This is a genomic window from Enterobacter sp. BIGb0383, from assembly GCF_003751845.1.
Lineage (GTDB): Bacteria > Pseudomonadota > Gammaproteobacteria > Enterobacterales > Enterobacteriaceae > BIGb0383.
Window position 1 is genome coordinate 388,449 of sequence record NZ_RJKQ01000002.1, and the last position, 25,817, is coordinate 414,265.

A 25,817-nucleotide genomic window follows, 5' to 3' on the forward strand; every position below is an offset into this window, starting at 1 on the left:
TCATGTAAGCTGCTTTGTTATTAAGGTCGGTCTGAACGCAGCTTGCGTCATGGTGCCTGCTAAGAAAATCGGGTGCTGACGCACCCGATTCGCGTCACGCTAAAGCGCGATTAGATTTTACCGACGAGATCCAGGGACGGAGCCAGCGTCGCGTCGCCTTCTTTCCATTTTGCCGGGCACACTTCACCCGGGTGGGAAGCAACATACTGTGCAGCTTTCACTTTACGCAGCAGGTCAGATGCGTCGCGGCCGATACCTTCAGCGGTCACTTCGATCGCCTGGATGATGCCCTGCGGGTCAACGATAAAGGTACCGCGGTCAGCCAGACCTTCGTCTTCGCGCATGTTCTCGAAGTTACGGGTCAGGGCACCGGTCGGGTCGCCAATCATCGCGTATTTGATTTTCGCGATGGTGTCAGAGCTGCTGTGCCATGCTTTATGGGTGAAGTGGGTATCGGTTGATACAGAGTAGATATCCACGCCCAGTTTCTGGAACTCGTCGAAATGGTCGGCTACGTCGCCCAGTTCAGTCGGGCATACGAAAGTAAAGTCAGCCGGGTAGAAGAAGAAGACGCTCCAGCGGCCTTCAGTGTCTTTTTCGGTGACTTCAACAAATTCGCCGTTTTTGAATGCCTGGTTTTTAAAAGGTTTGATCTTGGTGTTAATTAAGGACATCTATACTTCCTCCGTGTTTTCGTTGAGATGTAAGGTAACGAACTTTCTTCACATGGGCCAATGCGTTTGCTTTATCAAATCAATAAGCGTTATCTAACAAACCGCCCAAGAGTATGGCTCAGCCTATCAACGTCGGTGTCATGCCGTTTGTTGCTTAGCGTGTCAAAAAGTAAAAAGGCCGCCTGGTCGGGCGGCCCTGTTACCTGAAATACCCGAAAGTACCTTCAGTGCCAGTCAGGCTGGCGTGCGTTGCGCTCTACATATCCTGAAGAACAGGTCGTACAGCAAATGAATTACACCACCCGAAGAATAAAAGGGCAATGCGAGTACGGCAGGTCCTGCCTATGGCTGTGATAGGTTTGGTCTGCGCCGCCTACGGCAGTGAGAAAATCATAAACAACGTAATTATCAGCCCGCAAATAAATTAATGAAGCTTATAAATAACACACGGGAAATTAATTAAAGACATTAATATATAAATCCAGAATCTATTTAACACATCTATTACTTACACTCAGTAACAGAATAACCTTCGATAATAATTCTTATTACCCTCCACTCAACCCTGTCACAACCCCCTTAATAAGGCATTGTTTATTATAAAAATAACAGTCATTCAGCTGCATCTTACTTGAGTATTTCGCCCCGGTCAGCGAATTTATCCCCGTTGAATCTCACGTCTTTCCGCTCTATTCTGCTCGTGATTATCTGCTTTTTATTTATGACTTAAATAACCTGGCTATTTCCCGGTTCTGTCTGGCGCGTGTTGCTTATACATATGCCCCCTCAGTCGGGTTTCGCCTGCGGTAGCACCACGGTGCATGGATTAACACGCAAGGGATGAAATAGGATGCAACAACGATTAATAAGCGAAATAAAAGATTATCTGACGTCGCTAGCCGATGACGAACGCATTAGCGCCCTGAACGCCTTTCGCCAGGCCATGCACGAACTCAGCCCCTTTAAAGAGCAGCCCGTTGACTGCGTGCTGTGGGTCAGGGATGAGCAGATCGAGACCAACAACTATAACCCGAATCATCTGGCGTTGGCGGAAACCCGCCTGCTTCAGCGCTCTCTGGAGAGCGATGGCCTGACTCAACCGCTGGTCGTCAGCAAAAATGACAAGCAGCATTATGACATCATCGATGGTGCGCATCGCCGCCAGCTGTGTCGTTCCCGCCTGGGGCTGCAAAAAACCCTTAACGGCTATCTGCCCGTGGCCTGCCTGCCCACGAGCAGCAGACCCTCGCGAATGGCCACCAGCATGCGCCATAACCGCGCCCGGGGGCGCAATAATCCTGGGGCGACCTCAGAACTGGTACGGGAGCTGTCAGGGCACGGCTGGACGGACGCGAAAATCGCCGTGGAGCTTGGAATGAGCGCCGACGAAGTGCAGAAGATGAAGCAGCTTAACGGGCTGCTGGAGCTGTTCAGCGAGCCGCCCGTTCCGGCTAAATAGTTACAGTTTGCACAGACGTTCCGCCGCCGCCAGCAGGGTAGATTCCTGCTTGGCGAAGCACAGGCGTATCAGCTTATGCGGGAAAGTATCGGCGCAGAAGACAGACAGCGGTATTGCCGCCACGCCGGCTTCTTTGGTCAGCCACTCGCAGAAGCTAACATCATCGAGATCCGAAATCGCACTGTAGTCCGCCAGCAGGAAGTAGGTGCCTTCACAGGGCAGTATTTCCAGACGGCTGCCGCGCAGCGCGTTAATCAGTACATCGCGGCGAGCGCGATAGAAGTCCGGCAGTTCGCGATAGTGTTCCGGCTGAGCGCGCAGCATATCCGCCAGCGCCAGCTGGGCAGGCGTATTCACCGAGAACGTCAGATACTGGTGCACCTTGCGCAGCTCCGCGCTGAGCGCCGCTGGCGCCACGCAGTAACCCACCTTCCAGCCGGTCATATGGTAGGTTTTACCGAATGACGACACGGCAATTGCCCGTTCCCGCAGCTGAGGATGCGCCAGGACGCTGGCATGTCCCTCATCGGCAAAGCAAATATGCTCGTACACTTCATCGCTCAGAACATAGATCTCCTGCTCCGCAATGGCCTGCCAGAGCGCAGCGTAGTCCTCTTTGCGCCAGACGGTGGCAGAAGGGTTATGTGGCGTATTCAGAATAACCAGCCGGGTTCGCGGAGAGATCAGTCCTGCAAACGCCTGCCAGTCAACGCGAAAATGCGGCGGCTGCAGCGCCACGCGCTTTAACACCCCACCGGAAAGCTCCACCGCTGGCGCATAGCTGTCGTAGCTTGGGTCGAAGCAGACAACCTCATCGCCCTGACGCACCAGCGCCGTAATCGCGGCATACAGCGCCTCAGTTGCCCCCGCGGTGACGGTGATATCCGTATTCACATCGGGACGATGGCCGTAGAGCGCCTCGGTTTTATCGGCAATGGCATCACGCAGCGCCTGAGCGCCGGTCATCGGCGCGTACTGGTTTGCACCCTGCGCCACATGGTGCGCCAGTCGTTCCTGCAGATAGCGCGGCCCGTCGAAATCAGGAAAACCCTGGGAGAGGTTAATCGCCTGATGTTCCTGTGCCAGGGCGCTCATGCGGGTAAAAATGGTGGTGCCAAGGTTGGGAAGTTTGCTTTGCGGAACGGGTGCGAGGTTGCTCATGATGTGCGTGTCTGCCTGTAATACTTATGTTGAAGCCACTATAACACGATGTTAATATTTGGCAATCAAGACGCTTAGACGTCTAAACGACACACCACGCGCCCTGCCCGCAGAGGTAAAAAGAAGGCTATGACAGACAACCTGCAACTCACTCCCCTCGTCGAGGCCTGTCACTGGATAGGCAGTAAAGGCTGGGCTCCGGCCACCGGCGGCAATATGTCGGTGCGTGAAAACGACCGCTGGTGCTGGCTCAGCGAATCCGGCAAGGATAAAGGCACGCTCACCACCGCCGACTTCCTGCAGGTAGAGATCGCCACCAACAGCGTCCCATCCGGACGCAAACCCTCTGCCGAAACCGGTCTGCATACGCTGATTTATCGCCTCTATCCGCAGGCTAACGCGGTGCTGCACGTGCATACGGTTAACGCCACGGTGCTGTCGCGCATCGAGAAATCGGCCACGCTGGCCCTCAACGGCTATGAGATGCAGAAATCCCTTAGCGGACAGACCAGCCACCTTGATACACTCAATATTCCCCTGTTCGATAATGACCAGGATATTGATGCCCTCGCCCGTCGCATAGAAGATCGGGCGCAGACACATCCGCTGGATTACGGGTTTCTGCTGCGCGGCCACGGCCTCACCTGCTGGGGCCGCAGCGTCGCCGAAGCGCGCCGTCATCTGGAAGGGCTGGAATTCTTATTCGAATGCGAGCTACGCCTGCGCCAACTGGAGAAGCTATGATCCGCGCGATCGTTACCGATATTGAAGGCACCACCAGCGATATTCGCTTTGTGCACAACGTTCTGTTTCCGTACGCCCGCGAGCGGCTGGCCGCGTTTGTGACCTCCCAGCAGTTTGCCGAGCCGGTCACCTCGATCCTCGATAACCTGCGCGGTGAAATCGATAACCCCGAGGCGACCACGCCGGAGCTTATCGACACTCTGTTTGCCTTTATGGATGAAGACCGTAAATCCACCGCGTTAAAAGCGCTGCAGGGCATTATCTGGCAGGAAGGCTACGTTAACGGCGACTTTACCGGCCACCTCTACCCGGACGTGCTGCCTTCCCTTGAAAAATGGAAGTCGCAGGGCCTTGATCTCTATGTTTATTCTTCTGGCTCCGTTGCAGCGCAGAAACTGTTATTTGGCTACAGCGACGAAGGTGATATTACTCATCTGTTCAGCGGCTACTTTGATACCCATATCGGGGCCAAGCGCGAAGCGCAGTCCTATGTGAATATTGCCGCCCAGTTATCGCTGCCGCCCGCCTCGGTGCTATTCCTGTCGGATATCCACCAGGAACTGGACGCCGCTGAACAGGCAGGCTTGCGTACTGTTCAGCTGATTCGCGGCGATAACGATGCCGCCAGCCACCACCATCAGGTTCATCGTTTTGATCACATTAACCCGGAGCAGATCCCCTCATGAGCGCCCTGACTATTTTCTCCGTAAACGACGCCAGCACCTCAACGTGGCACAGCACCGACGCCGGTGAGATCCAGCAGCAGCTCAACGGCAAAGGCGTGCGCTTCGAACGCTGGCAGGCCGACCGCGATCTCGGCGCTAATCCGGCCCCTGAAACGGTGATAAACGCTTACCAGCACGCCATCGACCGTCTGGTGGAAGAGAAAGGCTACCAGAGCTGGGACGTCATCAGCCTGCGCGCCGACAACCCGAACAAGGACGAGCTGCGCGCGAAGTTCCTGAACGAACATACCCACGGCGAAGATGAAGTGCGTTTCTTTGTTGAGGGCGCAGGGCTGTTCTGCCTGCATATCGGCGACGAAGTGTTCCAGGTCCTGTGCGAGAAGAACGACCTGATCTCCGTCCCGGCCGGTACGCCGCACTGGTTTGATATGGGCTCAGAGCCGAACTTTACGGCGATCCGTATCTTCGATAACCCGGAAGGCTGGATTGCGCAGTTTACCGGGGATGCGATTGCGGATAAGTATCCGCGGCTGGCGTAAGGTTTTGATGTTTAAGGGGCGTAAGCCCCTTTGTTTCTGGTATTGAGTATTTCTCCCGCAGAGTTTTTCATCCCGCTCCCCTCTTCCCCTTAATCTTTGCTACCATCCCGGCACAACGGATTTACACGTCAGGAGACAGAATGCTTAAAGTGATTGCCGAAGATTTTATCAGGCCAGAAGCGATTGAAATCGTTACTCCACTATATCGGGAACTGGTTTCGGCTACCCGACAGGAGCCGCTTTGCATCGCCTACGATTTGTATATTGATGAGAAAGATCCCGGTCATTTTATCTTTATCGAAGAGTGGCCTGACCGGGCGGCGCTGGATGCCCACTGCGCCAGCGAGCACTTCAGACGCCTGGTGCCTTTAATTGACCAGCACAAACGCCAGGACGCGACCTATATTCTGATGAACGCGTTTTAAGCCTTCTCTGGCGGAGAGCGTTAATCAACGCCCCGCCAGGCGCACAATGGCAATCCCACAGACGACTGCACCTGCTGCCACGAGGAACGTCAGCCGCATCCCGGCTTCGATCGCTGAACCCGTCGCATGGGCAATATCTTCCGTCCCCGCACCGAAGGCAAAGAGCGCGCCCATGACCGATGCCCCGGCAATCAGGCCAATATTGCGCGACAGATTAAGCAGGCCGGATACCGTTCCCTGGCGCTCCTTAGGGACATCAGCCAAAACGCCGGTGTTATTCGCCGTCTGGAAAAGTTGATAGCCCGGCGTCAGCACCATCACCGAGAGCACGTATCCGGCAGCGCCAATGGCATTCGGCACAAAAGCGAGCATAATCGCTCCAGTTGCCAGCAGAAACAGCCCCAGACTCAGCACCCGACGGCTTCCCCAGGCATCAACCAGCCGCCCGGAAGGGATACCGCAGAAGATGGCGATCCCCGGCCCGGTCGCCATCACCAGACCCACGGTTTGAGCATCCAGCCCCAGCCCGATTCCCAGATAAAAAGGGCCAACCACCAGCGTCGTCATAACAATACCCGCCACCAGCACGTTAACGATCAGACCCGGGGCCAGATGTCGGTCGAGGACTGACCACAAGCCAGGCGGCTTACCCGTTCGTTTACCCGGTTCAGTGGGCAGCGCGACAAGGATCAACATCAACGCGATACAGGCCAGCGGGCACAGCACCCAGAAAATACTGCGCCACCCCAGTTCCGCTAACAGCAGCCCGCCAAGCGTGGGGCCAAGCGCCGTCCCCAGCGCTGAGGTCATGCCCAGTAATCCCATCGCCCTACCCATTCGTTCCTGCGGCGTGGTCTGGCGCATCAGCGCCATCGCAAGCGTCATCAGAAAAGCCGCGCCAATTCCCTGCAAGGCCCGGGCGGCAACCAGCCACCACAGGCCGGATGCCAGGCTGCACAGCACGGACGCGACCGCAAAAAGAATAAGCCCCCCAATTAACGCAGGCTTCAGTCCCCACCGGTCACCGAGACGGCCTGCGATCAGCACCGCCACAGTGAGTGCCACCAGATAGCCCACCACCACCGCCTGCACCTGCGTAAAGGACGCAGAGAAGACTTCCGCCAGCGTGGGCAAGGCGATATTGGCAATGCTGGTACCCAGTGCCGCCAGCAGCATCGATAACGCCAGGGCCAGGGCGATCCCCGTTTGTCTCTTTACCTGAAGAGTTGATTCCGTCTGCTCCATTGTCGTGCTCCTCTTGCCGAAAGTTCTGTTCCGGCGCATCCTACGACTTAAAGTCGAGTTGAGGTCAAGCATGAAATTTTTAGATATCGGAGAGGTCGCGGAAAAGAGCGGCATAAAGCCTTCGGCCCTGCGCTATTACGAAAAGGTCGGGCTGATCGCCTCAACACAGCGCCACGGCCTGCGCAGACAGTTTCCCCATGAGGTGCTGCTACAGCTCAGGCTGATCGCCATGGGAAAAGCCGCCGGCTTTTCACTGGAAGAGATTGCCGGGATGTTCGGCATCAACGGCGCGCCGGACCTGCCGCGCGGGGAACTGCATCAAAAAGCCGACGAGATTGACCAGCAAATCCAGAAGCTGACATCCCTGCGCGATACGCTGCGCCACGTCGCCGACTGTCCTGCGCCGTCGCATATGGAGTGTCCGACGTTTAAACGGCTGGTTGAGATGGCGGGGAAAAACGGCGCCAGGCTGGCGAAGAGGAAAGTTTCGGGCGGTAAGGTGGTGAAGCCCAAAACCGTGGATTAACCGAAAACAAAAAGGCTCCTTTCGGAGCCCTTCATGAATAAACACCAAAAATATTATATGGGACGGGTTGTTTCAGGTTTTTTTAGCGGCCCGATAAGTTCCACAAACTTCTCTGTCCGACACACGCTGGCAAGCTTATTACCGTCAATGGTTGCCCAAAAATCAATGGCCGACTTTGCAGCCGCTGCGGCTTTATCCCTGTCCACTTTTTTGCTTTGCTTGATCATCACGCCTCCTTTGTGACTTTCCGGTGGTGCACCCAATCCTACATCTCATTTGAGTATAAAACAAACAGCCCTCTTTGCTTTTGAGGACGTGCTACGCACTATTGATTATCTTTAGACGGATGTAATACAGGATATCTTCCACTTCAGCTGAAACCTTGCTGTAATCGTACCATACAGGAGCGAATCCATAGGTGCGGTACCAGGGTAAAGCCTCAGGTAAGGGGTCCTGGATATAAACGTAATTAAGTCCAGAAATCTGGCAGAACGTTGTTGCATAGATCAACGCAATAAGCGCCACTTTCCCCGTCAGCGCACTCTCTCTGTCCACGATAAAATTTTCCATCATACAAACAGAGAACATTTCTCTTCGCGCATCATGTTTACAAATAATCGCCGCATGTAAAGCCCCTGCTTTGCCATGATCAATATCCCTGAGAGCGATTTTGCTAATACTGTCGTTCGCGCTTTCTCTGTAAAACGCTATCGCCCACGCCCAGTTGAGCCTGGCACGCAGTGAACCCGCAGTAAGACGTGCTTCGTCTATATCGCTAAGAACAGTGACGATAATAGTGTCCCAACCCAAACCATCAACTATCTGTTGCGTTGTAATAAGACACAGGGAATGTATTTCTTTAAATGAAATCTCACTCATCCAGACCCGCCTTCCTTTGCAAATATCCTTCGCCAGAACCCGTTAAAGGCTAACGCGACGAATTATGCTGGCTTTGCAGGCAGGATATAACCCTGATAACTGTTCCAATTTAAGAAATGCGTATCTCCTTCCGACACTGACTCTTGTGTTACACAACCCTCACTCTTTTTTCAGACACCGAAGCTTCCCCATCGTCAAAACGGCAGGCAGCAAAACCGTCACCAGAAACAGGGCAATGGAAACATGTTGCTCATCCGCATCAGCCCGCCAGTTGCCGAGCAGTGCAGAGAGCAGAAAAAACGCCAGACCTGAGGCGATCATCGCGATCCCCCAGAAGCGATTCGCCTGATACCAGACCGTTTTATTGCTCAACGTGAATGCAGTCCGGACACCGTACAGATGGTTAGGCTTGATCTTCTGCATCACCAGCGGGAGGGCGATAGCCATCAATATCAGATGACCAAAGCAAAGAGAGATAAAAGTCGAATCCATCGTTATTCCTTGTTTTTGCTATCGCATTCGCAGCTGCAATGATCATCGGTTACCCTGTGCATTCAATCTTACGCCCTGTTCACGAGGTTTTAATGGCTCTGGATCAAAACGGATTTATTGCAACGCCGCCCGCCGGTCCTTTGCAAAACACCTTTCAGCCGGTGGTAAATGCCCTGATAAACCAACTGACGCAAAGCCAGACTTTTCTGGTCCACAGTATCTACGTCTATGGTAGTGTCGCGCAGGGCAGCGCCGTTGCCGGACGCTCTGACCTTGATATCAGTCTGATTCTTACTCGCCCGCCGACAGAAGATGAGCAACAGGCACTCAAGGCTTTACGTATCAACCTTGCCCTCGCCCATCCTGTTATCAGCAAAATCGACTTTGATATCGGGACGCTGGCGGGGGTACAAAACCCTGATAATCACAACAGTTGGGGCTACTGGCTGAAGCATCACTGCCGGTGCATTTACGGAGAGGATTTACGTGCTGATTTCCCACTTTTTCGTCCGTCGCGTGCGGTTGCCGTTGCTGTCAACGGCGATATGGTGTCAGTCCTGAACCGTTTTATCAGACAGCTACGCGAACTTGCTCCCGGGCCTGAACGGCTGTTTACCCAGCGTGCCGCAGCCAGAAAACTGGTGCGTTCAACGAATATGCTGCGAACGGATAGCGACGCCGACTGGCCCGATACCCTGGAGGAAAATGCCGCCCGTTTTGTCACACGCTATCCAGAACAGAGCGATGAGATGGGGTATCTGCTTACCGAGAGCCACAGCCCGACAGATACTCCTGAGCACTTTATTCAGCGGGCGGAAAGTTTTATGGCGTGGCTTCAGGATTGCGTGGCGATGGAGATATCCCGTTTATCCCCAGAAAGGGATAAACAATAAAATATCCCCACTCGGGGATATTCGACTTCGTTATGGTTTTATAAATGTCCCGTCGTTCAGCGAAAGCCTGAACGGTTCCCATCCGCCCGGTGGGTCCCAGTCACCTCTACCATAAATCACCCCGTCAGCCACCTCACTGATAAGTACACCATCGACGGCGCACATCGGAGATTGCCAGATAATACTCCCGTGGATATCAACCAAGAAGACATACTCAAATGTGGCTGCCAGGAATGTGTCACTCAGCACACCCGCATTCACATCCGGCAATGGATAGAGGTCTCCCACATAATCGTTAAGATAAACAGTGCGTATCTGCTGACTTGCAATGTCTAAAATATGCACATGCTGCCCGAATAAAATAGCAATGTGGTGTTCATTTAGCAGAAGTTCACTGAAACACTGTTCAAGCAGGTAACCCTCTTTATCTGAATCAACAAAGATATGCACAAGCAAAACGGGCTGGTTATCTCTGCAAACCATTACTTTACGACGAAGCGCACCACGCAGCCCAAAGGGATTATGTTCCTTTTCCGGTACGTATTCCTCTGGAGAAAATTCTTTATCAAGAAAGTACGCGCTGAATTCCATTGTTACCCACCTGTATTGCAATCCATCAAAGGCTTTTCAATAACCGCTTATGCATATTCGAACATATCGCCCCGGCAACAGGCTTTGAGAAATCATCGGAAAGTGTGCGCGCCGTTGGTTTTCTTTGTGAGTTCGCCGACACGCTCACTGTTCATCCAGGCCACAAGCTTTGCCATTACCAGTCCATATCTCCTTGATAATTCTGGCTGTCTTCCGCCACGTTATCCCCTTTTTCATGCACTACCATCACCATATCCAGAGACTGCAGTATTTTAAACAACGTCGTGACGGTCGCTTTGTCGGGGTTATTTTCGAAGTTAGAGATCGTGGCCTGTTTAATCCCAATCCGCTTAGCCAGTTCGCTTTGCGTCCATCGGTTTTTCTGCCGGACAAGCCTCATATAATTTGCCAGCTGAGTCGGGCTGTAAATATTCGGTTGTATCATCTGCGGCGCGGCTTCCATATTTATTTATACCCAGGTAAGGATAAGTTCATTCTTATACCCAGTAAGGGATAGTGTCAATAATCATGCATTTTATCCCGACAAAAGGATAAAGACCATCATATCCCTGGCAGGGGATAAATTACCCCTCACTCACCGACACCTTTACCGCATCCAGCAATAACCCCAGCGCCGCATGCTGGTGATCGCGGGACTGGTACAGGCCGTAAATCCCCAGCGTTTGCGGCTCCAGATGCGGTAGCACCCGCACCAGTTTCCCGCTTGCCAGCCCCTGGCGGGCTTCGATTTCCGGGACCATCGCCAGGCCCGCATCGGCCATCGCCATATCGCAGAGCAGCGAGGAGATCCCGGCACTAAAGTTGCCTTTGACTGCTACCGAAAGCGTGCCCTTCTGCGGATCGCGGAAGGTCCAGGACTGGCCGGAAAAGCGGCTGTAGTGCAGGCAATTATGCTGGCGGAGATCGTCCGGCGTCCTGATGTCGCCGTAGCGCTGAAGATAGCCAGGCGAGGCGCACAGTACGGACCGGCACTCGCCGAGCAAACGGGCGATGGTGCCGGGCTCCGGATTATTGGTGATACGAATCGCCAGGTCAATACGCTCTCCGACAAGGCTGACGGGCTGGTTATTGATATCGACCTCAATTCTCAACGCCGGATAATGAGAGAGAAATGTCGGTATCACCGGGCCCAGAATATGGGTAGCGGTAAAGTGAGCGCAGGCGACGCGCAGCGTCCCGGATGGCGTCAGGCTGGTGCTATCCCCTTCGATCTCCTGCGAAAGCAACGCCATCTGGCGGGTTTTCTCCAGCGCCTTCTCACCGGCTGGCGTAATCGTCAGGCGACGGGTGGAGCGATGCAGCAGTCGTGCACCCGCCCACTTCTCCATCTCATCGAGATAGCGGCTAACCATCGGGCGAGAGATCCCAAGCGATCTTGCCGCCGCGCTCAGGCTACCGAGCTCGCAGATCCGGTTATAGGTGATTGCCGCCATGATCCTGTCCATCGTCGCCCCATTAGATCGATTTACGAAACTCAGCATGTATTGTTTCAGGAATTCTATCAGAACCACGATCGCTTAATAATAGAGCCAACAACGAAACGTGGAGAGAGAACGCAATGGCATTTCAGGCCGGGCTTTACTGGATTATCGATCCCCTGTGCGGCTGGAGCTACGGCGCATTGCCGCTGCTTAACCGCATGGCGCAGGATTTCCCGCTGCGGCAGTTCATTCTGCCCGGCGGTCTGTTCGTCGGCTCCCAGCGCCGTCGCCTTGACGCCGACTGGCTGGCGCACGTCCACGAACATGACGCCCGCATTGCGACGCTGACCGGTATGCCTTTCGGGGGTGAATACCGGGACAATCTGCTGGCGTCGGCGGACCTGCTGCTCGACTCCCTTCCCGCCACACGCGGCCTGCTGGCGGCCCAGTGTTTTGTCCAGAACGGCGCGGACCTGCGTTTTCTGAATGCGATTCAGACGGCCTGGTACCGCGACGGCAGGGATATCACACGCCCGGAGATCGTCAATGAGGTGCTGCGCCAGACGGAGGGCGATGGCGTTGCACTGGAGCAAATTCCGGAGCACGAGGCGCTTTCAGCGATTCAGCACGGGCGAATGTTAATGGCGCAGATGGGCGGCCAGGGCTTCCCGTCAGCGGCGATTATCAGTCAGGACGGCGACTGCCGCCTGCAACCGGTCGGAAAATATTACGGCAACCCCGAGGCATTCTTTGCCATGGTTCAACCTCACCTGATTCAGGCTATCCAGTAAGGAATTTTACAATGAAAATGAAATCACTCTCTCTGCTGCTGGCAATGGCCACCGCACCTGCCTTTGCCGCACCGCTACAGCTGGACGTATATAACCCGCAGGATAAGGGCGTCTTTGCCGTCTCCTCAACCCTGGTCTCCGGCCCGAAAGAGGCGATTCTGTTTGATGCCCAGTTCAGCGTGAAGGATGGTGAGAAGCTGGTGGAGATGATCAAAGCCAGCGGCAAAACGCTGAAAGAGGTGGTGATCACCTCCGGCGATCCGGACTTTTACTTTGGCCTGCAGCCCATTGTGGCAGCGTTCCCGCAGGTGAAAGTGGTCGCCACGCCGAAGGTGGTTGAGCATATCGTGGCCACAAAAGACGCCAAGCTGGCCTTCTGGGGCCCGCAGATGAAGGACGGCGCGCCGACCAAAATCGTCGTGCCACAAGCCACTCACGCAACCCGCTTTACCGTTGACGGCGAAGCCATTGAGCTGAAACACGCCGATGACTACGCTGCGTATGTCTGGATCCCGGCAAACAAAGCCATTCTTGGCGGTACAGGCGTGTCATCCGGTATTCATGTCTGGACGGCAGATACCCAGACACCGGCTATTCGTAAACTCTGGGCCGACACCCTGAAGGAGATGCAGGCACATAAACCACAGCAGGTGATTCCGGGCCACTATCTGGGCGAGCGTCCGGCGGGTGATACTGCGATTACCTTTACGCTCGACTACCTGCAGGCTTTTGAAAAAGCCCTGGCTGAGCATAAAGATTCCGCCGGTGTGATAAAGGCCTTAAAGTCGGTGTATCCGCAGCTGGCAGAAGAGAGTTCACTTGAGCTGAGTGCGCAGGTGAATACCGGCGAGATGAAGTGGTAACTCAGCCCTTAACATCCTGATTCGCTTTATATTGCGCTGACATACCTTTTCCGGGTGACAGATCGAGAAAATGGATTACCCTTTCTTCTGGATCTCTCCCCGGACTCTCTGATGAAATTTTCGCTGTTCTTACTCCTGCTGACCTTTGCCTCCGTCGCCCGCGCCAATAATGGCATCCGGCTGAATTGCCCGATGCGCGGCGATATGACGGTCTCCTTTTTTGACTACAGCCTGATGACCATGAAGTGGGGCAACCATTTCCAGATCGCCTCCGGCAGAACGAAGGCGCAGACCAAAAGCGGCGCGCCCTTCTGGAGCGCGCACTTTCGCAACGGTGATGAGCTGGCTTATTTCCCGAACGCCAGTACGTACTATCTGTTTTACGCCGGTTCAAAAGCCCCGGTGCGCTGCACCGAGACAGGTAGCCTGGAGTATCCGGCCTTTACGCCGCCGCGCTATGAGAAAAACGGGCCGCCAACGGATACGGACAACACTGAAAATAGCGGCGTTGTCCTGCTGCATCCGGCGAGATAATTAGCGAAATACACCGTTCTCCACATCTTCCGGCGTCACCACGCCGGTATCCAGCACCCAGCCACTAATCAGCGATGCAGGCGTGACGTCAAAGGCCGGGTTATAAACTCGCGCGTTCTCCGGCGCCCACTGTACTGCCCCAAAGCTGCCCGCGACGCCGGTCACTTCCGTTGCAGCACGCTGTTCAATAGGAATGGCGTCCCCGTTCGGGCAGGCCGGATCGAGGGTAGTCTGCGGTGCCGCGACATAGAATGGAATACCGTGGAACTTCGCCAGCACCGCCAGTGAATAGGTCCCTATTTTGTTAGCCACGTCGCCGTTAGCCGCAATACGGTCGGCGCCCACCCAGACGGCATCAACCTCCCCTTTTGCCATCAGGCTGGCGGCCATCGAGTCGGTAATCAGATGATAAGGCACGCCAAGCTCGCCCAGTTCCCAGGCGGTCAGACGGCCGCCCTGCAGCAGCGGACGGGTTTCATCCACCCAGACATTGTCCACCTTGCCTTCGCGAAACGCATGCGCGATAACGCCTAACGCGGTACCCACGCCCGCCGTCGCCAGCCCGCCGGTATTGCAGTGGGTTAACAGACGGCTGCCGGGCGTCACCAGCGCACTGCCCGCAAGCGCAATACGTTCGCAGAGCTGCTTATCCTCTTCTATCAGCCGCAGAGCTTCCACCGTCAGCGCCGTCGCGAAATCATCCTGCGCCAGCACCTTTTTCATACGATCGAGGTTATTCATCAGGTTCACTGCCGTTGGCCGCGACGCACGCAGGGTTTCAAGCGCCTGAGTCAGCGCCTCGCGCCCTTCTCCACGCTCGGCCAGCAGCGCCAGCAACAGGCTGGCAGAAAGGCCAATCAACGGCGCACCGCGCACGCGCAGGGCGTGAATATGCTCCACCAGCGATGCCACCGTATCGGCAGGCAGCCAGCATTTTTCCTGCGGCAGGGCCTGCTGATCCAGAATAAAAAGCTGATTGTCCGCTACCCGCAGGCTGGTGGTCTGTAATCTCTGCATGTCGTTAAATCCCTGTTGCGTTGTTGTGTCACATTGTGTCAGGATGACCAACGGATGTATAGACGTCTGAATGGCTTTATAAACAGAATTTGAGGATAAAGGCAATGTCGCAATACCGAACCTTCACCGCTTCAGACGCGGTGGCATACGCCCAACAATTTGGCGGACTTGACGATCCCTCCGCGCTGGTGGATGCACAGGAGGTCGGCGACGGCAACCTTAACCTGGTCTTTAAAATCTTCGATAAGCAGGGCATCAGCCGCATTATCGTTAAGCAGGCTCTGCCCTACGTGCGCTGCGTCGGCGAGTCCTGGCCGCTGACCCTGGATCGCGCCCGTCTCGAAGCCGAAACCCTCACGGAGCACTATCAGCACAGCCCGCAGCATACGGTACAGATCCTCCATTTTGACCCGGAACTGGCGGTAATGGTAATGGAAGATCTCTCCGATCATAAAATCTGGCGCGGGGAGCTTATTGCCAACGTTTATTACCCGCAGGCCGCCCGCCAGCTCGGCGAGTACCTGGCGCAAACCCTGTTCCACACCAGCGATTTTTATCTGCATCCGCACGCTAAAAAAGCGATGGTCGCCCGCTTTATTAACCCGGAAATGTGCGAAATCACCGAGGATCTGTTCTTTAACGATCCGTACCTGGTCCACGAGCGCAATAACTATCCGGCCGCGCTGGAAAGCGACATCGCCGCCCTGCGCAACGACGATCAGCTTCGCCTGGCGGTCGCCGCGCTGAAGCACCGCTTCTTCGCCCACAGCGAAGCGCTGCTGCACGGTGATATTCACAGCGGCTCCCTGTTTGTGGCCGAAGGCAGCCTGAAGGCTATCGATGCCGAGTTTGGCTATGTCGGCCCGATCGGCTTTGATGTCGGGACCGCCATCGGCAACCTGCTGCTGAACTTCTGCGGCCTGCCGGGCCATATGGGGGTCCGCGATGCCGCCGCTGCCCGCGAGCAGCGTCTGACAGATATTCAGGAACTGTGGCACAGCTTTGCCGAACGTTTCCAGGCGCTGGCCGCGGAGAAAACCCGCGACGTCGCGCTGGCGTATCCGGGCTACGCGTCGGCGTTTCTGCAAAAAGTCTGGCACGATGCCATCGGCTTCTGCGGCACCGAGCTTATCCGCCGCAGCGTGGGCCTGTCCCACGTGGCCGATCTCGATACCATCGGCGATGAAGAGATGCGTCACGCCTGCCTGAAACACGCGATTGCGCTGGGCAAAGCCCTGATTGTGATTGCTGAGCGGATTGATAACGTCGACGAACTGATTGCGCGGGTGCGCCAGTACAGCTAAACCGGCATTAAAACGTCCTCTCCCGTCGGGAGAGGACGTTTTTCACTTACCCCAGATACTCAATCACCGATAGCCCGCCGTTATAGTCAGTGCTGTAGATAATCCCCTGCGCGTCAACAAACACATCACAGGACTGAATAATCTGCGGACGGTTCGGCCGCGTATCCATCATCTTTTCAGGTGCCGCTGGCACCAGCGCGCCTGTTTCCACCGGACGATAAGGATCGGAGATATCGTATGCCCGCACGCCCGCGTTCTGGTAGGTTGCGAAAATCAGCGTTGAGCTGACAAAGCTACCAGGGCGGTTTTCATGCAGGTTATGCGGCCCGAAGTGCGCGCCCTTTGCCACATAATCAATCTCGTTCGGCTGCGGGAAGGTGGAGATACTCACCGGGTTGGACGGCTCGCGAATATCAAACAGCCAGATCAGCTTCTCGCCATCTTCCTGATTATCGAGCACCGCTTCATCCAGCACCACCAGCAGATCCCTGTCCGGCAGCGGCAGCGCTGTATGTGTTCCGCCGCCAAAAGGCGGGCTCCAGTTGCGGTGGCTGATAAGCTGCGGCTGACTGCGATCCTTCACGTCCAGAATCGTCAGGCCGCCATCGCGCCAGCTGCCGTAGGCGGTATCACCGCTGATAATGGCATGGTGCAACGCGTAGCGTTTACCTTCCGGCCAGGACGGCGTTTCACCTTCAGACTGGTTCATACCCGGTAGCCACCAGCGCCCGGCCACTTCAGGCTTGCGCGGGTCAGCAAGGTCGATAGTCAGGAAGATATAGTCCGTGAAGCCGTCGATCAGCGCCGACACATAGGCCCAGCGTCCGCCCACGTACCAGATACGGTGAATACCGATACCGTCCAGGGAGAGGAAGCTGATTTCGCGCGGTTTATCCGGCGTCGAGATATCAAAAATCCGCAGCCCGGCGCTCCAGCCTTTATCCTGCACGTCGCTGACCGTTTCACCGACCTGACGGGTGTAGTACACCTTCTCATCGGCAAAACGGGCATCGGCAAACAGATCCCGGGCGTTGATGACCAGCAGCAGATCGTCATGCGCCTGCAGATGCACATTCCAGGTGCCCGGCGGCGCCGGCACATAGCCGGCAGCCTTTGGGTTCTTCGGATCGCGCACGTCGACTATGGAAAAGCCCTGCGACACCATATGGCCAATATAGGCAAAGCCACGATGGACCATCAGCTGCACGCCATCGGGGCGTCCGCCCTGATCGCTGTGACCGATCAGCCGCATATTGCGGCTGTATTCGGGACGCGGGAGTTCACTCGCCATGGGGCATCCTTATTTGTGTTTGGCTTCCAGCGTGGCGAACCACGGCGCGATAAAGTCTTCAGTCTGGCCCCAGCCTGGAATGATTTTCGCAAGCGACGCTACGTTGACCGCGCCACCCTGGCTTGCCAGCAGCGCCTGCGGGATAGCCGCCGCTTTAAAGTCGTAGGTCGCAGGAGTCTGCTCACCGGCAATCTTATTGGCAATCAGACGCACGTTGGTGGCACCAATCAGCTTAGGATCCACAGCCACGCTCAGTTTCCACGGGCTGTTGGCTTCACGCATCAGCTGCAGATCCTGGTTAGAGACATCGATGCTGTAGAGTTTGATTTCGGTACGACCATTCTCTTTCAGCGCTTTGTAAGCGCCCTGACTGAAGGCATCCCAGGTACCCCAGATGGCATCAATCTGCCCTTTCGGGTATTTCGCCAGCACCGCGCCGACTTTGTTGGCGGTATCGCCCTGCACGTCAGAGGAGACCGCACCGATGGATTCCAGCTCTTTGATGCCCGGATTCGCTTTCTGCAGCTCTTTCCATGCTGCCTGACGACGCTCCATCGGCGGGAAACCGGCGACCCACAGCTTGATGATATTCGCCTTGCCGTTAAAGTCTTTAATCAGCTGGCCTGCGGACAGATTGGTCAGGGAAGCGTCATCCTGCTGAGTCACGGTCACGCCCGGAATATCGCCAGTGACGGCGGTATCAAAGACGGAAACGGCAATCCCAGCATCGCGCGCTTTTTTCACCAGCGCGGTGGAGTACGGGTCGCGGCCCTGGGAGAGAATAATCCCGTCATATTTCTGGCTGATGGCCTGGTTGACGAAATCCTGGAATTTGGCATCGTCGCCGTTGCTCAGGAAGGTGCTGACCTTAAAGCCAAGCTTTTTCCCTTCCAGCACCGCGCCGGAGACAAACTGGGTGGTGTTATCGTCGGAGCCGAGGTTACGAACTATCGCAATACGGATCTGACCGTCATGGTTGGCAATCCCGGCCGGAACCGGCGCAGGCGTGGCGGCATAGCCCGGCAGCGCACTCAGTAAGCCCAGCGCCAGCAGTGACAGTGCTATCTTTTTCATGTTGTGTTTACCCTGTTGTTTATAATGTTTGCTATCGACGCTGGAAATACGTGAGTGCAAGAGCGCCAGCCAGCACCAGCCCCTTGATGATATCCATTGCATAGTAAGGTACGGAGAGCATCACCAGCCCGTTGGAAAGCACGCCGAGGATCACCGCGCCCACCAGCGTACCCAACGCGTTTGGCTTGCCGGAACCGGCCAGCGAGAAACCAATCCACGCCGCCGCAACCGCATCCATCAGATAACCACCGCCCGCGTTGACCTGCGAAGAACCGATACGCGAAGCCAGCAGAATGCCGCCAAGACCAGCCAGCAGGGACGCAATCACATAGGCCACCACTTTATAGCGGACGGTGCGAATGCCGGAGAGACGCGCGGCTTCCGGGTTGCCGCCGATGGCATACATCCGGCGGCCGTGGGTGGTCAGCGACAGGCCAAGCTGCGCCACCAGGGTTACCACCAGCATAATAATCACGATAGTCGGCACCTGGCCCAGCAGGCCAAAGCCTTCCGGTATGATGCCTTCCGCCATTTCACCGCTCGGCAGCACCATATTTTGCGTAATCGAACCGCCGTAGCTGTAGGTCATCGCCACGCCCTGAATCACAAACAGGCTCGCCAGCGTTGCCAGCATGTCAGGAATACGCAGCACAACAATCAGGAAGGCGTTAAACAGGCCAATCAGCGTACAAAGCGCCAGGGTGACCAGAATGGCCTCGGTGGTACCAAAGCCGTGCCAGACAAACAGCGAGATCACCAGCGCATTGGCCAGCGAGGCGGTCGAGCCAACGGACAGGTCAAACCCGCCAACGGTCAGGGAAATCGACACGCCAATCGCAATCACCGTCACAATGGCGATGGAACGCAGAATATTGATGATATTAAACGGGTCGAGGAAATTGTCTGAAGCGATACCAAAGATGGCGATCAACAGAACAACGGTCAGCAACATGCCCCATTTATAGAGAAAATCGAAAAATTGCTGACGGCCAGACGCCGCCGCATTCACTGAAAGGGCTTTGCTCACGCTGCCGTTCCTCCGGTCGAATAGTACAGTAAAGTCTCTTCGCGGGCGTCGGCGCCCGCAATCTCAGCCACAATGCGGCCATCCCACAACACACAAATTCGGTCGCACAGTCCGACCAGCTCGGCGAACTCGCCGGATGCGTAAATAATGCCTTTGCCTTCACGGGCCAGGCCGTCAATCAGCTGAAACAGGTCGGTTTTGGCTTTTACGTCCACGCCTTTGGTCGGCTCATCAAAAATCAGCACGTTGGCATTGGCCCGCAACCATTTACCGATGGCGACCTTCTGCTGATTGCCGCCGGAGAGACGACGCAGCGTCTGCGCCGGACCGGTGGTACGGATCCCGACCCGGGCGATAACTTCTTCCGCCCAGCGCCAGGCCTGACGATGGCCGAACAGACTCCAGCGGGAGAAACTGTTATCGGCGCTGACGGAGAGGTTCATGCTGATGGGATCTTCGATAAAAATCCCCTCTTTGCGCCGCTCTTCCGGCACCAGCGCCATGCCACGCGTGACGGAATCCGCTGGGTTATTTGGCTGCCACGGCTGACCATTCAGTTCTCCGCGCGTTGCACGGCTTTTTGTGGCACCAAACAGGGCTTTACACAGCTCGGTTTTACCGGCCCCCGCAAGACCCGCAATCCCCAGAATTTCACCTTTGCGCAGGCGCAGAGAGATATCCTGCAGCAGCCCATCATCATTCAGGCCATCAATATTTAAAAGGGTTTCTTCACCGTGCGGCGGACGGCGCGGCGGATAGATATCGTTCAGCTCGTGACCCAGCATCTTTTCGACGATGGCCTCACCGCTCAGGTCGGCCATCGGGCCGGTCTCAATCAGACGCCCGTCGCGCAGCACCGTCAGGGTGTCGCAGATTGCTTTTAGCTCATGGATGCGGTGCGAGATAAAGACCACGCCAATGCCCTGTCCCTGAAGACGTCGCACCACGGTGAACAAGCGCTCACTTTCATGCTGGTCCAGCGGGGCTGTGGGTTCATCGAGGATCAGAAAACGGCAGTGATGGGAGAGCGCACGCGCCAGTAAGATTTGCTGCTTTTCCGCCAGGGTGCAGCTATCCACCGAGCGGCGCACGTCGAAGCTAATATCCAGCTGTGCCAGCGCGGCCTTTGCCTGCTGACGCACAGTCGACCAGCTATAGCGGTGGCCGGGTTCAGCAAGGCGGTCGAGCATGATATTTTCGGCAATGCTCAGGCCGGGCACCAGCGCCACATCGACTTCCTGCTGCACCAGATGGATCCCATACTGCTTAGCATCACGCGGAGAGCGGATTGAGACCACCTGGTTATTGATGGCGATCTCGCCTTCATAGTGATCGTGGGTGCCGCACAGCACCGCCATCAGGGTTGATTTGCCCGCGCCATTCGCGCCGGTCAGCGCATGGACAGAGCCACCTTTAATGTCGAAATCGACATGCGACAGCGCCCTGAAACCGGCAAAGGCCAGGTTTATTCCGCGCATGCTGAGGTGGTTAGCGCTCATGGCGACAAACTCCTGAATGAATGATTGATTTGATGAATTTTTCATAGCCCGACTTGACTGACAATGACAGAAAAGGCATAAGATAAAGCTAAATAATCTTAGCCATCCGGACATCCAGACATACCATCGGGATAGCGATAATACACAAGGAACCAACAAATGAGCAACACCGAAATTCGCGTGGTGATCGGCCCGGCCAACTACTTCTCTCATCCGGGCAGTCTGGCACGCCTGAACGACTTCTTTACGGCCGATCAGCTCTCCCGGGCGGTGTGGATTTATGGCGATCGCGCCTTCGCGGCTGCACGCCCTTATCTGCCGGAAAGCTTTGACCTGCCGGGTGCAAAACACCTGCCCTTTACCGGCCACTGCAGCGAAAAAGATGTAAATGAGTTGGTACGCGAAGCCGGTGATGACCGTGCGGTGGTGATCGGGATCGGCGGCGGTGCCCTGCTGGATACGGTAAAAGCGGTGGCTCGCCGTCTTGGCCTGCCGGTTGTCGCAATTCCCACTATCGCCGCTACCTGCGCCGCCTGGACGCCGCTCTCCGTGTGGTACAACGATGCTGGTCAGGCTCTGCAGTTTGAAATTTTTGACGATGCCAACTTCCTGGTTCTGGTGGAGCCGGAAATTATCCTCGCCGCGCCGGAGGAGTATCTGCTGGCGGGTATCGGCGATACCCTTGCGAAATGGTATGAAGCGGTGGTGCTGGCGCAGCAGCCGGAGAAACTGCCTCTGACCGTGCGTCTGGGCATTAACGGCGCGCTGGCTATCCGCGATATTTTGCTGGAGAAAAGCGAGGCGGCGCTGGCGGACAAGCAGCGCGGCGAACTCACCCAGGATTTCAGTGACGTGGTGGATGCGATTATTGCCGGTGGCGGCATGGTGGGTGGCCTGGGCGAACGCTATACCCGCGTCGCCGCAGCCCATGCGGTACACAATGGCCTGACGGTATTACCGCAGACGGATAAATTCCTGCACGGCACCAAAGTGGCCTACGGTATTCTGGTACAGAGCGCCCTGCTTGGCCAGGATGACGTGCTGGCGCAGCTGATTGCCGCTTACCAGCGCTTCAATCTGCCAACCACGCTGGCGGCGCTGGAGGTCGATATTCATAACCGTGCAGAGCTGGATAAAGTGATTGCTCACACCCTGCGTCCGGTCGAGTCCATTCACTATCTGCCGGTAACCCTGACGCCGGAGAGCCTGCTTGCGGCCTTTGAGAAAGTCGAAACCTTCCAGCGTTAATTTCCCCCTCTTTTATGCATGTCTCTGCTTCTGAGCAGAGACATTTGCGATCCTCCTCGACCGCTTTCGCCTTCCCACTTTGCACATCTCTCCCTGAGCATTAGGCTATCAGCCATAAGATATTACGCGATCAGCTAATAATCTAATTATTTACTTATGGACTGTAAGGGTATACAGTGGAGATCTCAATGGAAATCATCTGGTCCAGAAACGCGAAAAAACAGCTATTGAATATTGATGGCCGCTACCGCGAGAGGATTAAGCAAAAGCTGTACGACATCGGCGACATCATGGCGCCGCTGCCGGATCTGAAAAAACTGTCGGGGCCAGAAAACCATTACCGGCTACGCGTGGGAGATTACCGTATTATCCTCACGCATCCTGAGGGAAGCGAACGCTGCACCGTTGTCGCAGTGAAACGCAGAACCTCTACGACATACCTGCATGAGGAGCCTGTGCGCTATGACAGTACAGTTTATTAAGGATGAAAAAGGTAACCGACTCTACGCCGTAATCCCCTACGCCGAATACTTCCGTATGCGTCTGCAAATGTCCGGGATCGACGATGAAAACGAAGAAGACTGGGAGGATGTGCCCTACGAATCAGACGAATATGATGACGTAGGTATTCCTGATAGCGTCGCCAGCATTATGGATAAAGAGAACGTCAGCCTGCAGGCGGCATGGCGTATCTATCGTGGTTTATCCCAGCAGGAAGTGGCGGATAAACTGGGCATCAGCCAGTCTGCCGTTTCCCAACTGGAATCCGTGGATTCCCGCCCACAAAAGCGTACCCGCGAAAAACTGGCGGCGCTTTACGGTTGCCAGCAGGAGCAGATTGCACTCTATCTTCCCTGATTGGGCAAGATTACCGGAAATCAACAGCAGCGCGCCCCGTCCTTTCCACCGTAACGCGCGTCCTGCCGATCGCGGAAAAACGCCTCGTAAGTCATTGGCGTCTGGTCCGGGTGATTGATGCGCATATGCTCGACGTAGTTGTCGTAGTCGGGCACGCCAACCATCATCTTCGCCGCCTGACCCAAATATTTACCCGCTTTAGACAGTGTATCGAACATGGTGCTCTCCTGGGTTTTCCCCCTCTTCCCCGCCCGGGAAAGAGGGGGCAATTGACTAGTGCGCGCTTTTCGCCTGGGCCACAATTTTGTCGATATTCTCAGGCATCGGCTCATACGGCGTCTCGTTCGCCGTCGGATGTTCCTCTTTCAGTGCCGCCAGGGCGGTCTTAATCGAGTACATCGCCAGGACCACGACCACCACCATAAAGAAGATGGTCAGTCCGGCGTCGAGACGGTTATTGAACACCAGCTGTGACAGCTGAGACTCAGTATACTGCGGCGGAATGGCCCCGCTGTCGATCATCGCCTGGAACTTATTGGCAATGGCCAGGAACCCCACTTTCGCATCGCTGCTAAAGGCTTTCTGCCAGCCTGCGGTCAGCGTACAAATCAGCAGCCAGCTTGTCGGCAGCAGTGCCACCCACGCGTAGCGCTGGCGCTTCATTTTGAAGAGGACAACCGCACAGAGCATCAGCGCCATACCCGCCAGCATCTGGTTAGCAATACCGAACAGCGGCCACAGGGTATTAATGCCTCCCAGCGGATCCACCACGCCCTGGTGCAGGAAGTATCCCCACGCCAGCACGCACAGGGCCGTTGCCAGCAGGTTCGCGGGCAGCGAGTCGGTCCGTTTCAGATTCGGGTTAATCACCCCCAGCAGATCCTGCAGCATAAAGCGCGCCGCACGGGTTCCTGCATCGACCGCCGTCAGAATAAACAGGGCTTCAAACAGAATGGCAAAGTGATACCAGAATGAGACCTCCATCAGTCCGCCAAAGGAGCCGTGCAGAATATAGGCCATCCCCACCGCCAGAGTCGGAGCCCCGCCTGCACGCGAGATAATCGACTGCTCGCCGACCTCGTTAGCTATCTGATGCAGCGTCTCCGGCGTCACGCTAAAGCCCCAGCCGCTCACCACCTGAGCCGCTGATGCCACCACGTCAACCGTTCCCGCCGGAGCCAGCACCGCCATCGGGCTGTTCATCGCGAAGTAGACGCCCGGATCGATAATACAGGCGGAGACCAGCGCCATAATCGCCACAAACGACTCCATCAACATCCCGCCATAGCCGATAAAGCAGGCCTGCCCTTCGCTGGCGAGCATTTTCGGGGTGGTGCCGGATGAGATCAGCGCGTGGAAGCCGGACACCGCGCCACAGGCGATAGTAATAAACAGGAACGGGAACAGGTTACCCGTCCAGACCGGTCCGGTGCCGTCGATAAATTTGGTCATCGCAGGCATGGTCAGCGTCGGACGCATCACCAGGATACCGATCGCCAGCCCGATAATGGTACCGATTTTCAGGAACGTAGAGAGATAATCACGCGGGGCCAGCAGCAGCCAGACCGGCAGTACCGCCGCGACAAAGCCATAGCCCACCAGCATCCAGGTCAGCTGCACGCCGGTAAAGTCAAAGTACGGTGCCCAGGTTTCGCTTTCCGCCACCCAGCCGCCGGAAATAATCGCGAAGATCAGGAACACCAGTCCGATAACAGAAACCTCGCCGATACGCCCCGGCCGCAGATAGCGGATATAGATCCCCATAAAGATCGCCAGCGGAATGGTAAAGGCCACCGTGTAGGTTCCCCACGGGCTGTGGGTCAGCGCTTTCACCACGATCATCGCCAGCACCGCGAGGATAATCACCATAATCATAAAGCAGGCCACCAGCGCGATAACCCCGGCAGTTGGCCCCATTTCGGTTTTCACCAGCTCGCCGAGAGAACGCCCGTCGCGACGGGTGGAAACAAACAGCACCATAAAGTCCTGCACCGCACCGGCCAGCACCACCCCGGCAAGGATCCACAGCATCCCCGGCAGATAGCCCATCTGTGCGGCCAGCACCGGTCCAACCAGCGGTCCTGCACCGGCAATTGCGGCAAAGTGATGACCGAACAGCACTTTTTTGTCGGTCGGCACATAGTCGAGGCCGTCGTTATGCCGTACCGCAGGCGTCATTCGCGTCGGGTCAACGCCCAGCACGTTTTTAGCGATATACAGACCATAGAAACGATAGGCAATCAGGTAGATACAGACCGCCGCCACGACAATCCACAAGGCGTTGATTTGTTCGCCCCGGTTAAGTGCTATATAGCCCAGGGCAAAAGCACCGATAACCGCCAGCACTGCCCATATAAGGTATTTCCCTGCGTTATTCATGATGGTGCCCCGCTCCAGGATCGATGAGAATGTTACATTTTGTTTCTAGATCATTCGGCGCGATTTAACAACTTATATACATGACGAAACAACAAGAAAACCGGGGATTTACATCACAGTGTTAACGGGATCACTTCCAGGAAGTTAAACGGATGAAAAAAGCAGGAGGAGAAGTG

General features: G+C 55.8%; 30 protein-coding genes and 1 pseudogene. 14 read left to right on the top strand and 17 right to left on the bottom strand.

Going from position 1 to position 25,817, the window contains the following annotated elements; genetic code table 11:
• Positions 1 to 110: 110 nt before the first annotated feature.
• Entirely contained in the window at positions 111 to 674 is a 564-nt protein-coding gene (ahpC, locus tag EDF81_RS10255; protein ID WP_123348040.1) for an alkyl hydroperoxide reductase subunit C, read from the bottom strand.
• Between the two features lie 850 nt (positions 675 to 1,524).
• On the opposite strand from ahpC, the gene EDF81_RS10260 reads away from it, so the two are divergent.
• On the top strand, positions 1,525 to 2,133 hold the full coding sequence (locus EDF81_RS10260; protein ID WP_123348041.1) for a ParB N-terminal domain-containing protein: 609 nt from the start codon (positions 1,525 to 1,527) through the stop codon (positions 2,131 to 2,133).
• On the opposite strand, the gene EDF81_RS10265 is transcribed toward EDF81_RS10260, so the two are convergent.
• Positions 2,134 to 3,294, bottom strand: coding sequence for a pyridoxal phosphate-dependent aminotransferase (locus EDF81_RS10265; protein WP_123348042.1), 1,161 nt, complete (start codon positions 3,292 to 3,294; stop codon positions 2,134 to 2,136).
• 129 nt (positions 3,295 to 3,423) lie between these two features.
• Between EDF81_RS10265 and EDF81_RS10270 the strand changes: the two genes are divergently transcribed.
• The 4 genes from EDF81_RS10270 (at position 3,424) to EDF81_RS10285 (ending at position 5,688) form a co-directional block, all read left to right on the top strand.
• Positions 3,424 to 4,038 carry a methylthioribulose 1-phosphate dehydratase gene (locus EDF81_RS10270; RefSeq protein WP_123348043.1) on the top strand — a complete coding sequence of 205 codons (615 nt, stop codon included), beginning with the start codon at positions 3,424 to 3,426 and terminating at the stop codon, positions 4,036 to 4,038.
• A complete protein-coding gene (gene mtnC / locus EDF81_RS10275) occupies positions 4,035 to 4,724 on the top strand; it encodes an acireductone synthase (protein ID WP_123348044.1) in 690 nt (229 codons plus the stop codon). The genes EDF81_RS10270 and mtnC overlap by 4 nt, the downstream gene beginning before the upstream one ends.
• Positions 4,721 to 5,263 (top strand): acireductone dioxygenase, encoded by a 543-nt coding sequence (locus EDF81_RS10280; RefSeq protein WP_123348045.1) that lies wholly within the window; start codon positions 4,721 to 4,723, stop codon positions 5,261 to 5,263. Before mtnC ends, EDF81_RS10280 begins: the two co-directional genes overlap by 4 nt.
• Positions 5,264 to 5,403: 140 nt before the next feature.
• Positions 5,404 to 5,688 carry a putative quinol monooxygenase gene (locus tag EDF81_RS10285; RefSeq protein ID WP_123348046.1) on the top strand — a complete coding sequence of 95 codons (285 nt, stop codon included), beginning with the start codon at positions 5,404 to 5,406 and terminating at the stop codon, positions 5,686 to 5,688.
• A gap of 24 nt (positions 5,689 to 5,712) precedes the next feature.
• On the opposite strand, the gene EDF81_RS10290 is transcribed toward EDF81_RS10285, so the two are convergent.
• On the bottom strand, positions 5,713 to 6,933 hold the full coding sequence (locus EDF81_RS10290) for an MFS transporter (RefSeq protein ID WP_123348047.1): 1,221 nt from the start codon (positions 6,931 to 6,933) through the stop codon (positions 5,713 to 5,715).
• Positions 6,934 to 7,003: 70 nt separating this feature from the next.
• Between EDF81_RS10290 and EDF81_RS10295 the strand changes: the two genes are divergently transcribed.
• A complete protein-coding gene (locus tag EDF81_RS10295; protein WP_123348048.1) occupies positions 7,004 to 7,459 on the top strand; it encodes a helix-turn-helix domain-containing protein in 456 nt (151 codons plus the stop codon).
• A 53-nt stretch (positions 7,460 to 7,512) separates the two neighbouring features.
• Here the strand turns inward: EDF81_RS10295 and EDF81_RS24055 are convergent, their stop codons facing one another.
• The 3 genes from EDF81_RS24055 to EDF81_RS10305 all read right to left on the bottom strand — a co-directional run bounded on the left by EDF81_RS24055 (position 7,513) and on the right by EDF81_RS10305 (position 8,830).
• Positions 7,513 to 7,686: a hypothetical protein gene (locus EDF81_RS24055; RefSeq protein ID WP_184999522.1), complete on the bottom strand. Its 174-nt coding sequence runs from the start codon at positions 7,684 to 7,686 to the stop codon at positions 7,513 to 7,515.
• A 91-nt stretch (positions 7,687 to 7,777) separates the two neighbouring features.
• Complete coding sequence (locus EDF81_RS10300) at positions 7,778 to 8,338, bottom strand: hypothetical protein (protein ID WP_123348049.1); 561 nt, start codon at positions 8,336 to 8,338, stop codon at positions 7,778 to 7,780.
• Between the two features lie 159 nt (positions 8,339 to 8,497).
• The gene (locus EDF81_RS10305) at positions 8,498 to 8,830 is read right to left on the bottom strand and encodes an SdpI family protein (RefSeq protein WP_123348050.1); all 333 of its coding nucleotides are present in this window, start codon (positions 8,828 to 8,830) and stop codon (positions 8,498 to 8,500) included.
• 38 nt (positions 8,831 to 8,868) lie between these two features.
• Between EDF81_RS10305 and EDF81_RS10310 the strand changes: the two genes are divergently transcribed.
• Entirely contained in the window at positions 8,869 to 9,723 is an 855-nt protein-coding gene (locus EDF81_RS10310; protein ID WP_260232695.1) for a nucleotidyltransferase domain-containing protein, read from the top strand.
• Between the two features lie 30 nt (positions 9,724 to 9,753).
• Here EDF81_RS10310 and EDF81_RS10315 read toward each other — a convergent pair whose 3' ends face one another.
• The 4 genes and pseudogenes from EDF81_RS10315 to EDF81_RS10325 all read right to left on the bottom strand — a co-directional run bounded on the left by EDF81_RS10315 (position 9,754) and on the right by EDF81_RS10325 (position 11,780).
• Positions 9,754 to 10,314 (bottom strand): hypothetical protein, encoded by a 561-nt coding sequence (locus EDF81_RS10315; RefSeq protein ID WP_123348052.1) that lies wholly within the window; start codon positions 10,312 to 10,314, stop codon positions 9,754 to 9,756.
• Between the two features lie 95 nt (positions 10,315 to 10,409).
• Positions 10,410 to 10,490, bottom strand: a pseudogene (locus tag EDF81_RS24230) (hypothetical protein); the annotation flags it as partial.
• Positions 10,490 to 10,759 (bottom strand): type II toxin-antitoxin system antitoxin HipB, encoded by a 270-nt coding sequence (gene hipB / locus EDF81_RS10320; RefSeq protein ID WP_123349027.1) that lies wholly within the window; start codon positions 10,757 to 10,759, stop codon positions 10,490 to 10,492. The gene hipB and the pseudogene EDF81_RS24230, both read right to left, overlap by 1 nt.
• A 139-nt stretch (positions 10,760 to 10,898) precedes the next feature.
• Positions 10,899 to 11,780 carry a LysR family transcriptional regulator gene (locus tag EDF81_RS10325; RefSeq protein WP_123348053.1) on the bottom strand — a complete coding sequence of 294 codons (882 nt, stop codon included), beginning with the start codon at positions 11,778 to 11,780 and terminating at the stop codon, positions 10,899 to 10,901.
• Positions 11,781 to 11,893: 113 nt separating this feature from the next.
• Between EDF81_RS10325 and EDF81_RS10330 the strand changes: the two genes are divergently transcribed.
• From EDF81_RS10330 to EDF81_RS10340, 3 genes are all read left to right on the top strand, one after another.
• The gene (locus EDF81_RS10330; protein ID WP_123348054.1) at positions 11,894 to 12,547 is read left to right on the top strand and encodes a DsbA family protein; all 654 of its coding nucleotides are present in this window, start codon (positions 11,894 to 11,896) and stop codon (positions 12,545 to 12,547) included.
• 11 nt (positions 12,548 to 12,558) lie between these two features.
• On the top strand, positions 12,559 to 13,410 hold the full coding sequence (locus EDF81_RS10335) for a Vmh family MBL fold metallo-hydrolase (RefSeq protein ID WP_123348055.1): 852 nt from the start codon (positions 12,559 to 12,561) through the stop codon (positions 13,408 to 13,410).
• 111 nt (positions 13,411 to 13,521) lie between these two features.
• Complete coding sequence (locus EDF81_RS10340) at positions 13,522 to 13,944, top strand: hypothetical protein (protein WP_123348056.1); 423 nt, start codon at positions 13,522 to 13,524, stop codon at positions 13,942 to 13,944.
• Here the strand turns inward: EDF81_RS10340 and mtnA are convergent, their stop codons facing one another.
• On the bottom strand, positions 13,945 to 14,961 hold the full coding sequence (mtnA, locus tag EDF81_RS10345) for an S-methyl-5-thioribose-1-phosphate isomerase (RefSeq protein WP_123348057.1): 1,017 nt from the start codon (positions 14,959 to 14,961) through the stop codon (positions 13,945 to 13,947).
• A 104-nt stretch (positions 14,962 to 15,065) separates the two neighbouring features.
• Here mtnA and mtnK point away from each other — a divergent pair, with 104 nt between their 5' ends.
• Entirely contained in the window at positions 15,066 to 16,265 is a 1,200-nt protein-coding gene (gene mtnK / locus EDF81_RS10350) for an S-methyl-5-thioribose kinase (protein ID WP_123348058.1), read from the top strand.
• Positions 16,266 to 16,311: 46 nt separating this feature from the next.
• On the opposite strand, the gene EDF81_RS10355 is transcribed toward mtnK, so the two are convergent.
• From EDF81_RS10355 to EDF81_RS10370, 4 genes are read right to left on the bottom strand one after another with little or no spacing between them, the layout of a single operon-like run.
• Complete coding sequence (locus EDF81_RS10355; RefSeq protein WP_123348059.1) at positions 16,312 to 17,556, bottom strand: LVIVD repeat-containing protein; 1,245 nt, start codon at positions 17,554 to 17,556, stop codon at positions 16,312 to 16,314.
• Between the two features lie 9 nt (positions 17,557 to 17,565).
• The gene (locus tag EDF81_RS10360; RefSeq protein ID WP_123348060.1) at positions 17,566 to 18,630 is read right to left on the bottom strand and encodes a sugar ABC transporter substrate-binding protein; all 1,065 of its coding nucleotides are present in this window, start codon (positions 18,628 to 18,630) and stop codon (positions 17,566 to 17,568) included.
• Positions 18,631 to 18,661: 31 nt separating this feature from the next.
• The gene (locus tag EDF81_RS10365; protein ID WP_123348061.1) at positions 18,662 to 19,657 is read right to left on the bottom strand and encodes an ABC transporter permease; all 996 of its coding nucleotides are present in this window, start codon (positions 19,655 to 19,657) and stop codon (positions 18,662 to 18,664) included.
• Complete coding sequence (locus EDF81_RS10370) at positions 19,654 to 21,156, bottom strand: sugar ABC transporter ATP-binding protein (RefSeq protein ID WP_123348062.1); 1,503 nt, start codon at positions 21,154 to 21,156, stop codon at positions 19,654 to 19,656. Before EDF81_RS10370 ends, EDF81_RS10365 begins: the two co-directional genes overlap by 4 nt.
• A 159-nt stretch (positions 21,157 to 21,315) precedes the next feature.
• Here EDF81_RS10370 and EDF81_RS10375 point away from each other — a divergent pair, with 159 nt between their 5' ends.
• From EDF81_RS10375 to EDF81_RS10385, 3 genes are all read left to right on the top strand, one after another.
• Positions 21,316 to 22,404, top strand: a complete 1,089-nt coding sequence (locus EDF81_RS10375; RefSeq protein WP_123348063.1) for an oxidoreductase — start codon at positions 21,316 to 21,318, stop codon at positions 22,402 to 22,404.
• 188 nt (positions 22,405 to 22,592) lie between these two features.
• Entirely contained in the window at positions 22,593 to 22,886 is a 294-nt protein-coding gene (locus tag EDF81_RS10380) for a type II toxin-antitoxin system RelE/ParE family toxin (RefSeq protein ID WP_123348064.1), read from the top strand.
• A complete protein-coding gene (locus EDF81_RS10385) occupies positions 22,867 to 23,262 on the top strand; it encodes a helix-turn-helix domain-containing protein (RefSeq protein WP_123348065.1) in 396 nt (131 codons plus the stop codon). Before EDF81_RS10380 ends, EDF81_RS10385 begins: the two co-directional genes overlap by 20 nt.
• Before the next feature lie 20 nt (positions 23,263 to 23,282).
• Here EDF81_RS10385 and EDF81_RS10390 read toward each other — a convergent pair whose 3' ends face one another.
• Both EDF81_RS10390 and cstA read right to left on the bottom strand, forming a co-directional pair.
• A complete protein-coding gene (locus EDF81_RS10390; protein ID WP_123348066.1) occupies positions 23,283 to 23,480 on the bottom strand; it encodes a YbdD/YjiX family protein in 198 nt (65 codons plus the stop codon).
• Between the two features lie 55 nt (positions 23,481 to 23,535).
• Entirely contained in the window at positions 23,536 to 25,641 is a 2,106-nt protein-coding gene (gene cstA / locus EDF81_RS10395; RefSeq protein ID WP_123348067.1) for a pyruvate/proton symporter CstA, read from the bottom strand.
• Between the last annotated feature and the right edge of the window lie 176 nt (positions 25,642 to 25,817).

What these genes read in the sequence shown, in the direction of transcription:
- EDF81_RS10360 (WP_123348060.1), bottom strand. Translation starts at nt 18,630, where the DNA reads ATGAAAAAGATAGCACTGTCACTGCTGGCGCTGGGCTTACTGAGTGCG.
- EDF81_RS10280 (WP_123348045.1), top strand. Translation starts at nt 4,721, where the DNA reads ATGAGCGCCCTGACTATTTTCTCCGTAAACGACGCCAGCACCTCAACG.
- EDF81_RS10330 (WP_123348054.1), top strand. Translation starts at nt 11,894, where the DNA reads ATGGCATTTCAGGCCGGGCTTTACTGGATTATCGATCCCCTGTGCGGC.
- EDF81_RS10335 (WP_123348055.1), top strand. Translation starts at nt 12,559, where the DNA reads ATGAAAATGAAATCACTCTCTCTGCTGCTGGCAATGGCCACCGCACCT.
- EDF81_RS10285 (WP_123348046.1), top strand. Translation starts at nt 5,404, where the DNA reads ATGCTTAAAGTGATTGCCGAAGATTTTATCAGGCCAGAAGCGATTGAA.
- hipB (WP_123349027.1), bottom strand. Translation starts at nt 10,759, where the DNA reads ATGATACAACCGAATATTTACAGCCCGACTCAGCTGGCAAATTATATG.
- EDF81_RS10375 (WP_123348063.1), top strand. Translation starts at nt 21,316, where the DNA reads ATGAGCAACACCGAAATTCGCGTGGTGATCGGCCCGGCCAACTACTTC.
- EDF81_RS24055 (WP_184999522.1), bottom strand. Translation starts at nt 7,686, where the DNA reads ATGATCAAGCAAAGCAAAAAAGTGGACAGGGATAAAGCCGCAGCGGCT.
- EDF81_RS10370 (WP_123348062.1), bottom strand. Translation starts at nt 21,156, where the DNA reads ATGAGCGCTAACCACCTCAGCATGCGCGGAATAAACCTGGCCTTTGCC.
- EDF81_RS10310 (WP_260232695.1), top strand. Translation starts at nt 8,869, where the DNA reads ATGATCATCGGTTACCCTGTGCATTCAATCTTACGCCCTGTTCACGAG.
- EDF81_RS10260 (WP_123348041.1), top strand. Translation starts at nt 1,525, where the DNA reads ATGCAACAACGATTAATAAGCGAAATAAAAGATTATCTGACGTCGCTA.
- ahpC (WP_123348040.1), bottom strand. Translation starts at nt 674, where the DNA reads ATGTCCTTAATTAACACCAAGATCAAACCTTTTAAAAACCAGGCATTC.
- EDF81_RS10270 (WP_123348043.1), top strand. Translation starts at nt 3,424, where the DNA reads ATGACAGACAACCTGCAACTCACTCCCCTCGTCGAGGCCTGTCACTGG.
- EDF81_RS10325 (WP_123348053.1), bottom strand. Translation starts at nt 11,780, where the DNA reads ATGGACAGGATCATGGCGGCAATCACCTATAACCGGATCTGCGAGCTC.
- EDF81_RS10300 (WP_123348049.1), bottom strand. Translation starts at nt 8,338, where the DNA reads ATGAGTGAGATTTCATTTAAAGAAATACATTCCCTGTGTCTTATTACA.
- EDF81_RS10295 (WP_123348048.1), top strand. Translation starts at nt 7,004, where the DNA reads ATGAAATTTTTAGATATCGGAGAGGTCGCGGAAAAGAGCGGCATAAAG.
- EDF81_RS10380 (WP_123348064.1), top strand. Translation starts at nt 22,593, where the DNA reads ATGGAAATCATCTGGTCCAGAAACGCGAAAAAACAGCTATTGAATATT.
- EDF81_RS10265 (WP_123348042.1), bottom strand. Translation starts at nt 3,294, where the DNA reads ATGAGCAACCTCGCACCCGTTCCGCAAAGCAAACTTCCCAACCTTGGC.
- EDF81_RS10385 (WP_123348065.1), top strand. Translation starts at nt 22,867, where the DNA reads ATGACAGTACAGTTTATTAAGGATGAAAAAGGTAACCGACTCTACGCC.
- mtnC (WP_123348044.1), top strand. Translation starts at nt 4,035, where the DNA reads ATGATCCGCGCGATCGTTACCGATATTGAAGGCACCACCAGCGATATT.
- mtnK (WP_123348058.1), top strand. Translation starts at nt 15,066, where the DNA reads ATGTCGCAATACCGAACCTTCACCGCTTCAGACGCGGTGGCATACGCC.
- EDF81_RS10355 (WP_123348059.1), bottom strand. Translation starts at nt 17,556, where the DNA reads ATGGCGAGTGAACTCCCGCGTCCCGAATACAGCCGCAATATGCGGCTG.
- EDF81_RS10305 (WP_123348050.1), bottom strand. Translation starts at nt 8,830, where the DNA reads ATGGATTCGACTTTTATCTCTCTTTGCTTTGGTCATCTGATATTGATG.
- cstA (WP_123348067.1), bottom strand. Translation starts at nt 25,641, where the DNA reads ATGAATAACGCAGGGAAATACCTTATATGGGCAGTGCTGGCGGTTATC.
- EDF81_RS10315 (WP_123348052.1), bottom strand. Translation starts at nt 10,314, where the DNA reads ATGGAATTCAGCGCGTACTTTCTTGATAAAGAATTTTCTCCAGAGGAA.
- mtnA (WP_123348057.1), bottom strand. Translation starts at nt 14,961, where the DNA reads ATGCAGAGATTACAGACCACCAGCCTGCGGGTAGCGGACAATCAGCTT.
- EDF81_RS10290 (WP_123348047.1), bottom strand. Translation starts at nt 6,933, where the DNA reads ATGGAGCAGACGGAATCAACTCTTCAGGTAAAGAGACAAACGGGGATC.
- EDF81_RS10340 (WP_123348056.1), top strand. Translation starts at nt 13,522, where the DNA reads ATGAAATTTTCGCTGTTCTTACTCCTGCTGACCTTTGCCTCCGTCGCC.
- EDF81_RS10390 (WP_123348066.1), bottom strand. Translation starts at nt 23,480, where the DNA reads ATGTTCGATACACTGTCTAAAGCGGGTAAATATTTGGGTCAGGCGGCG.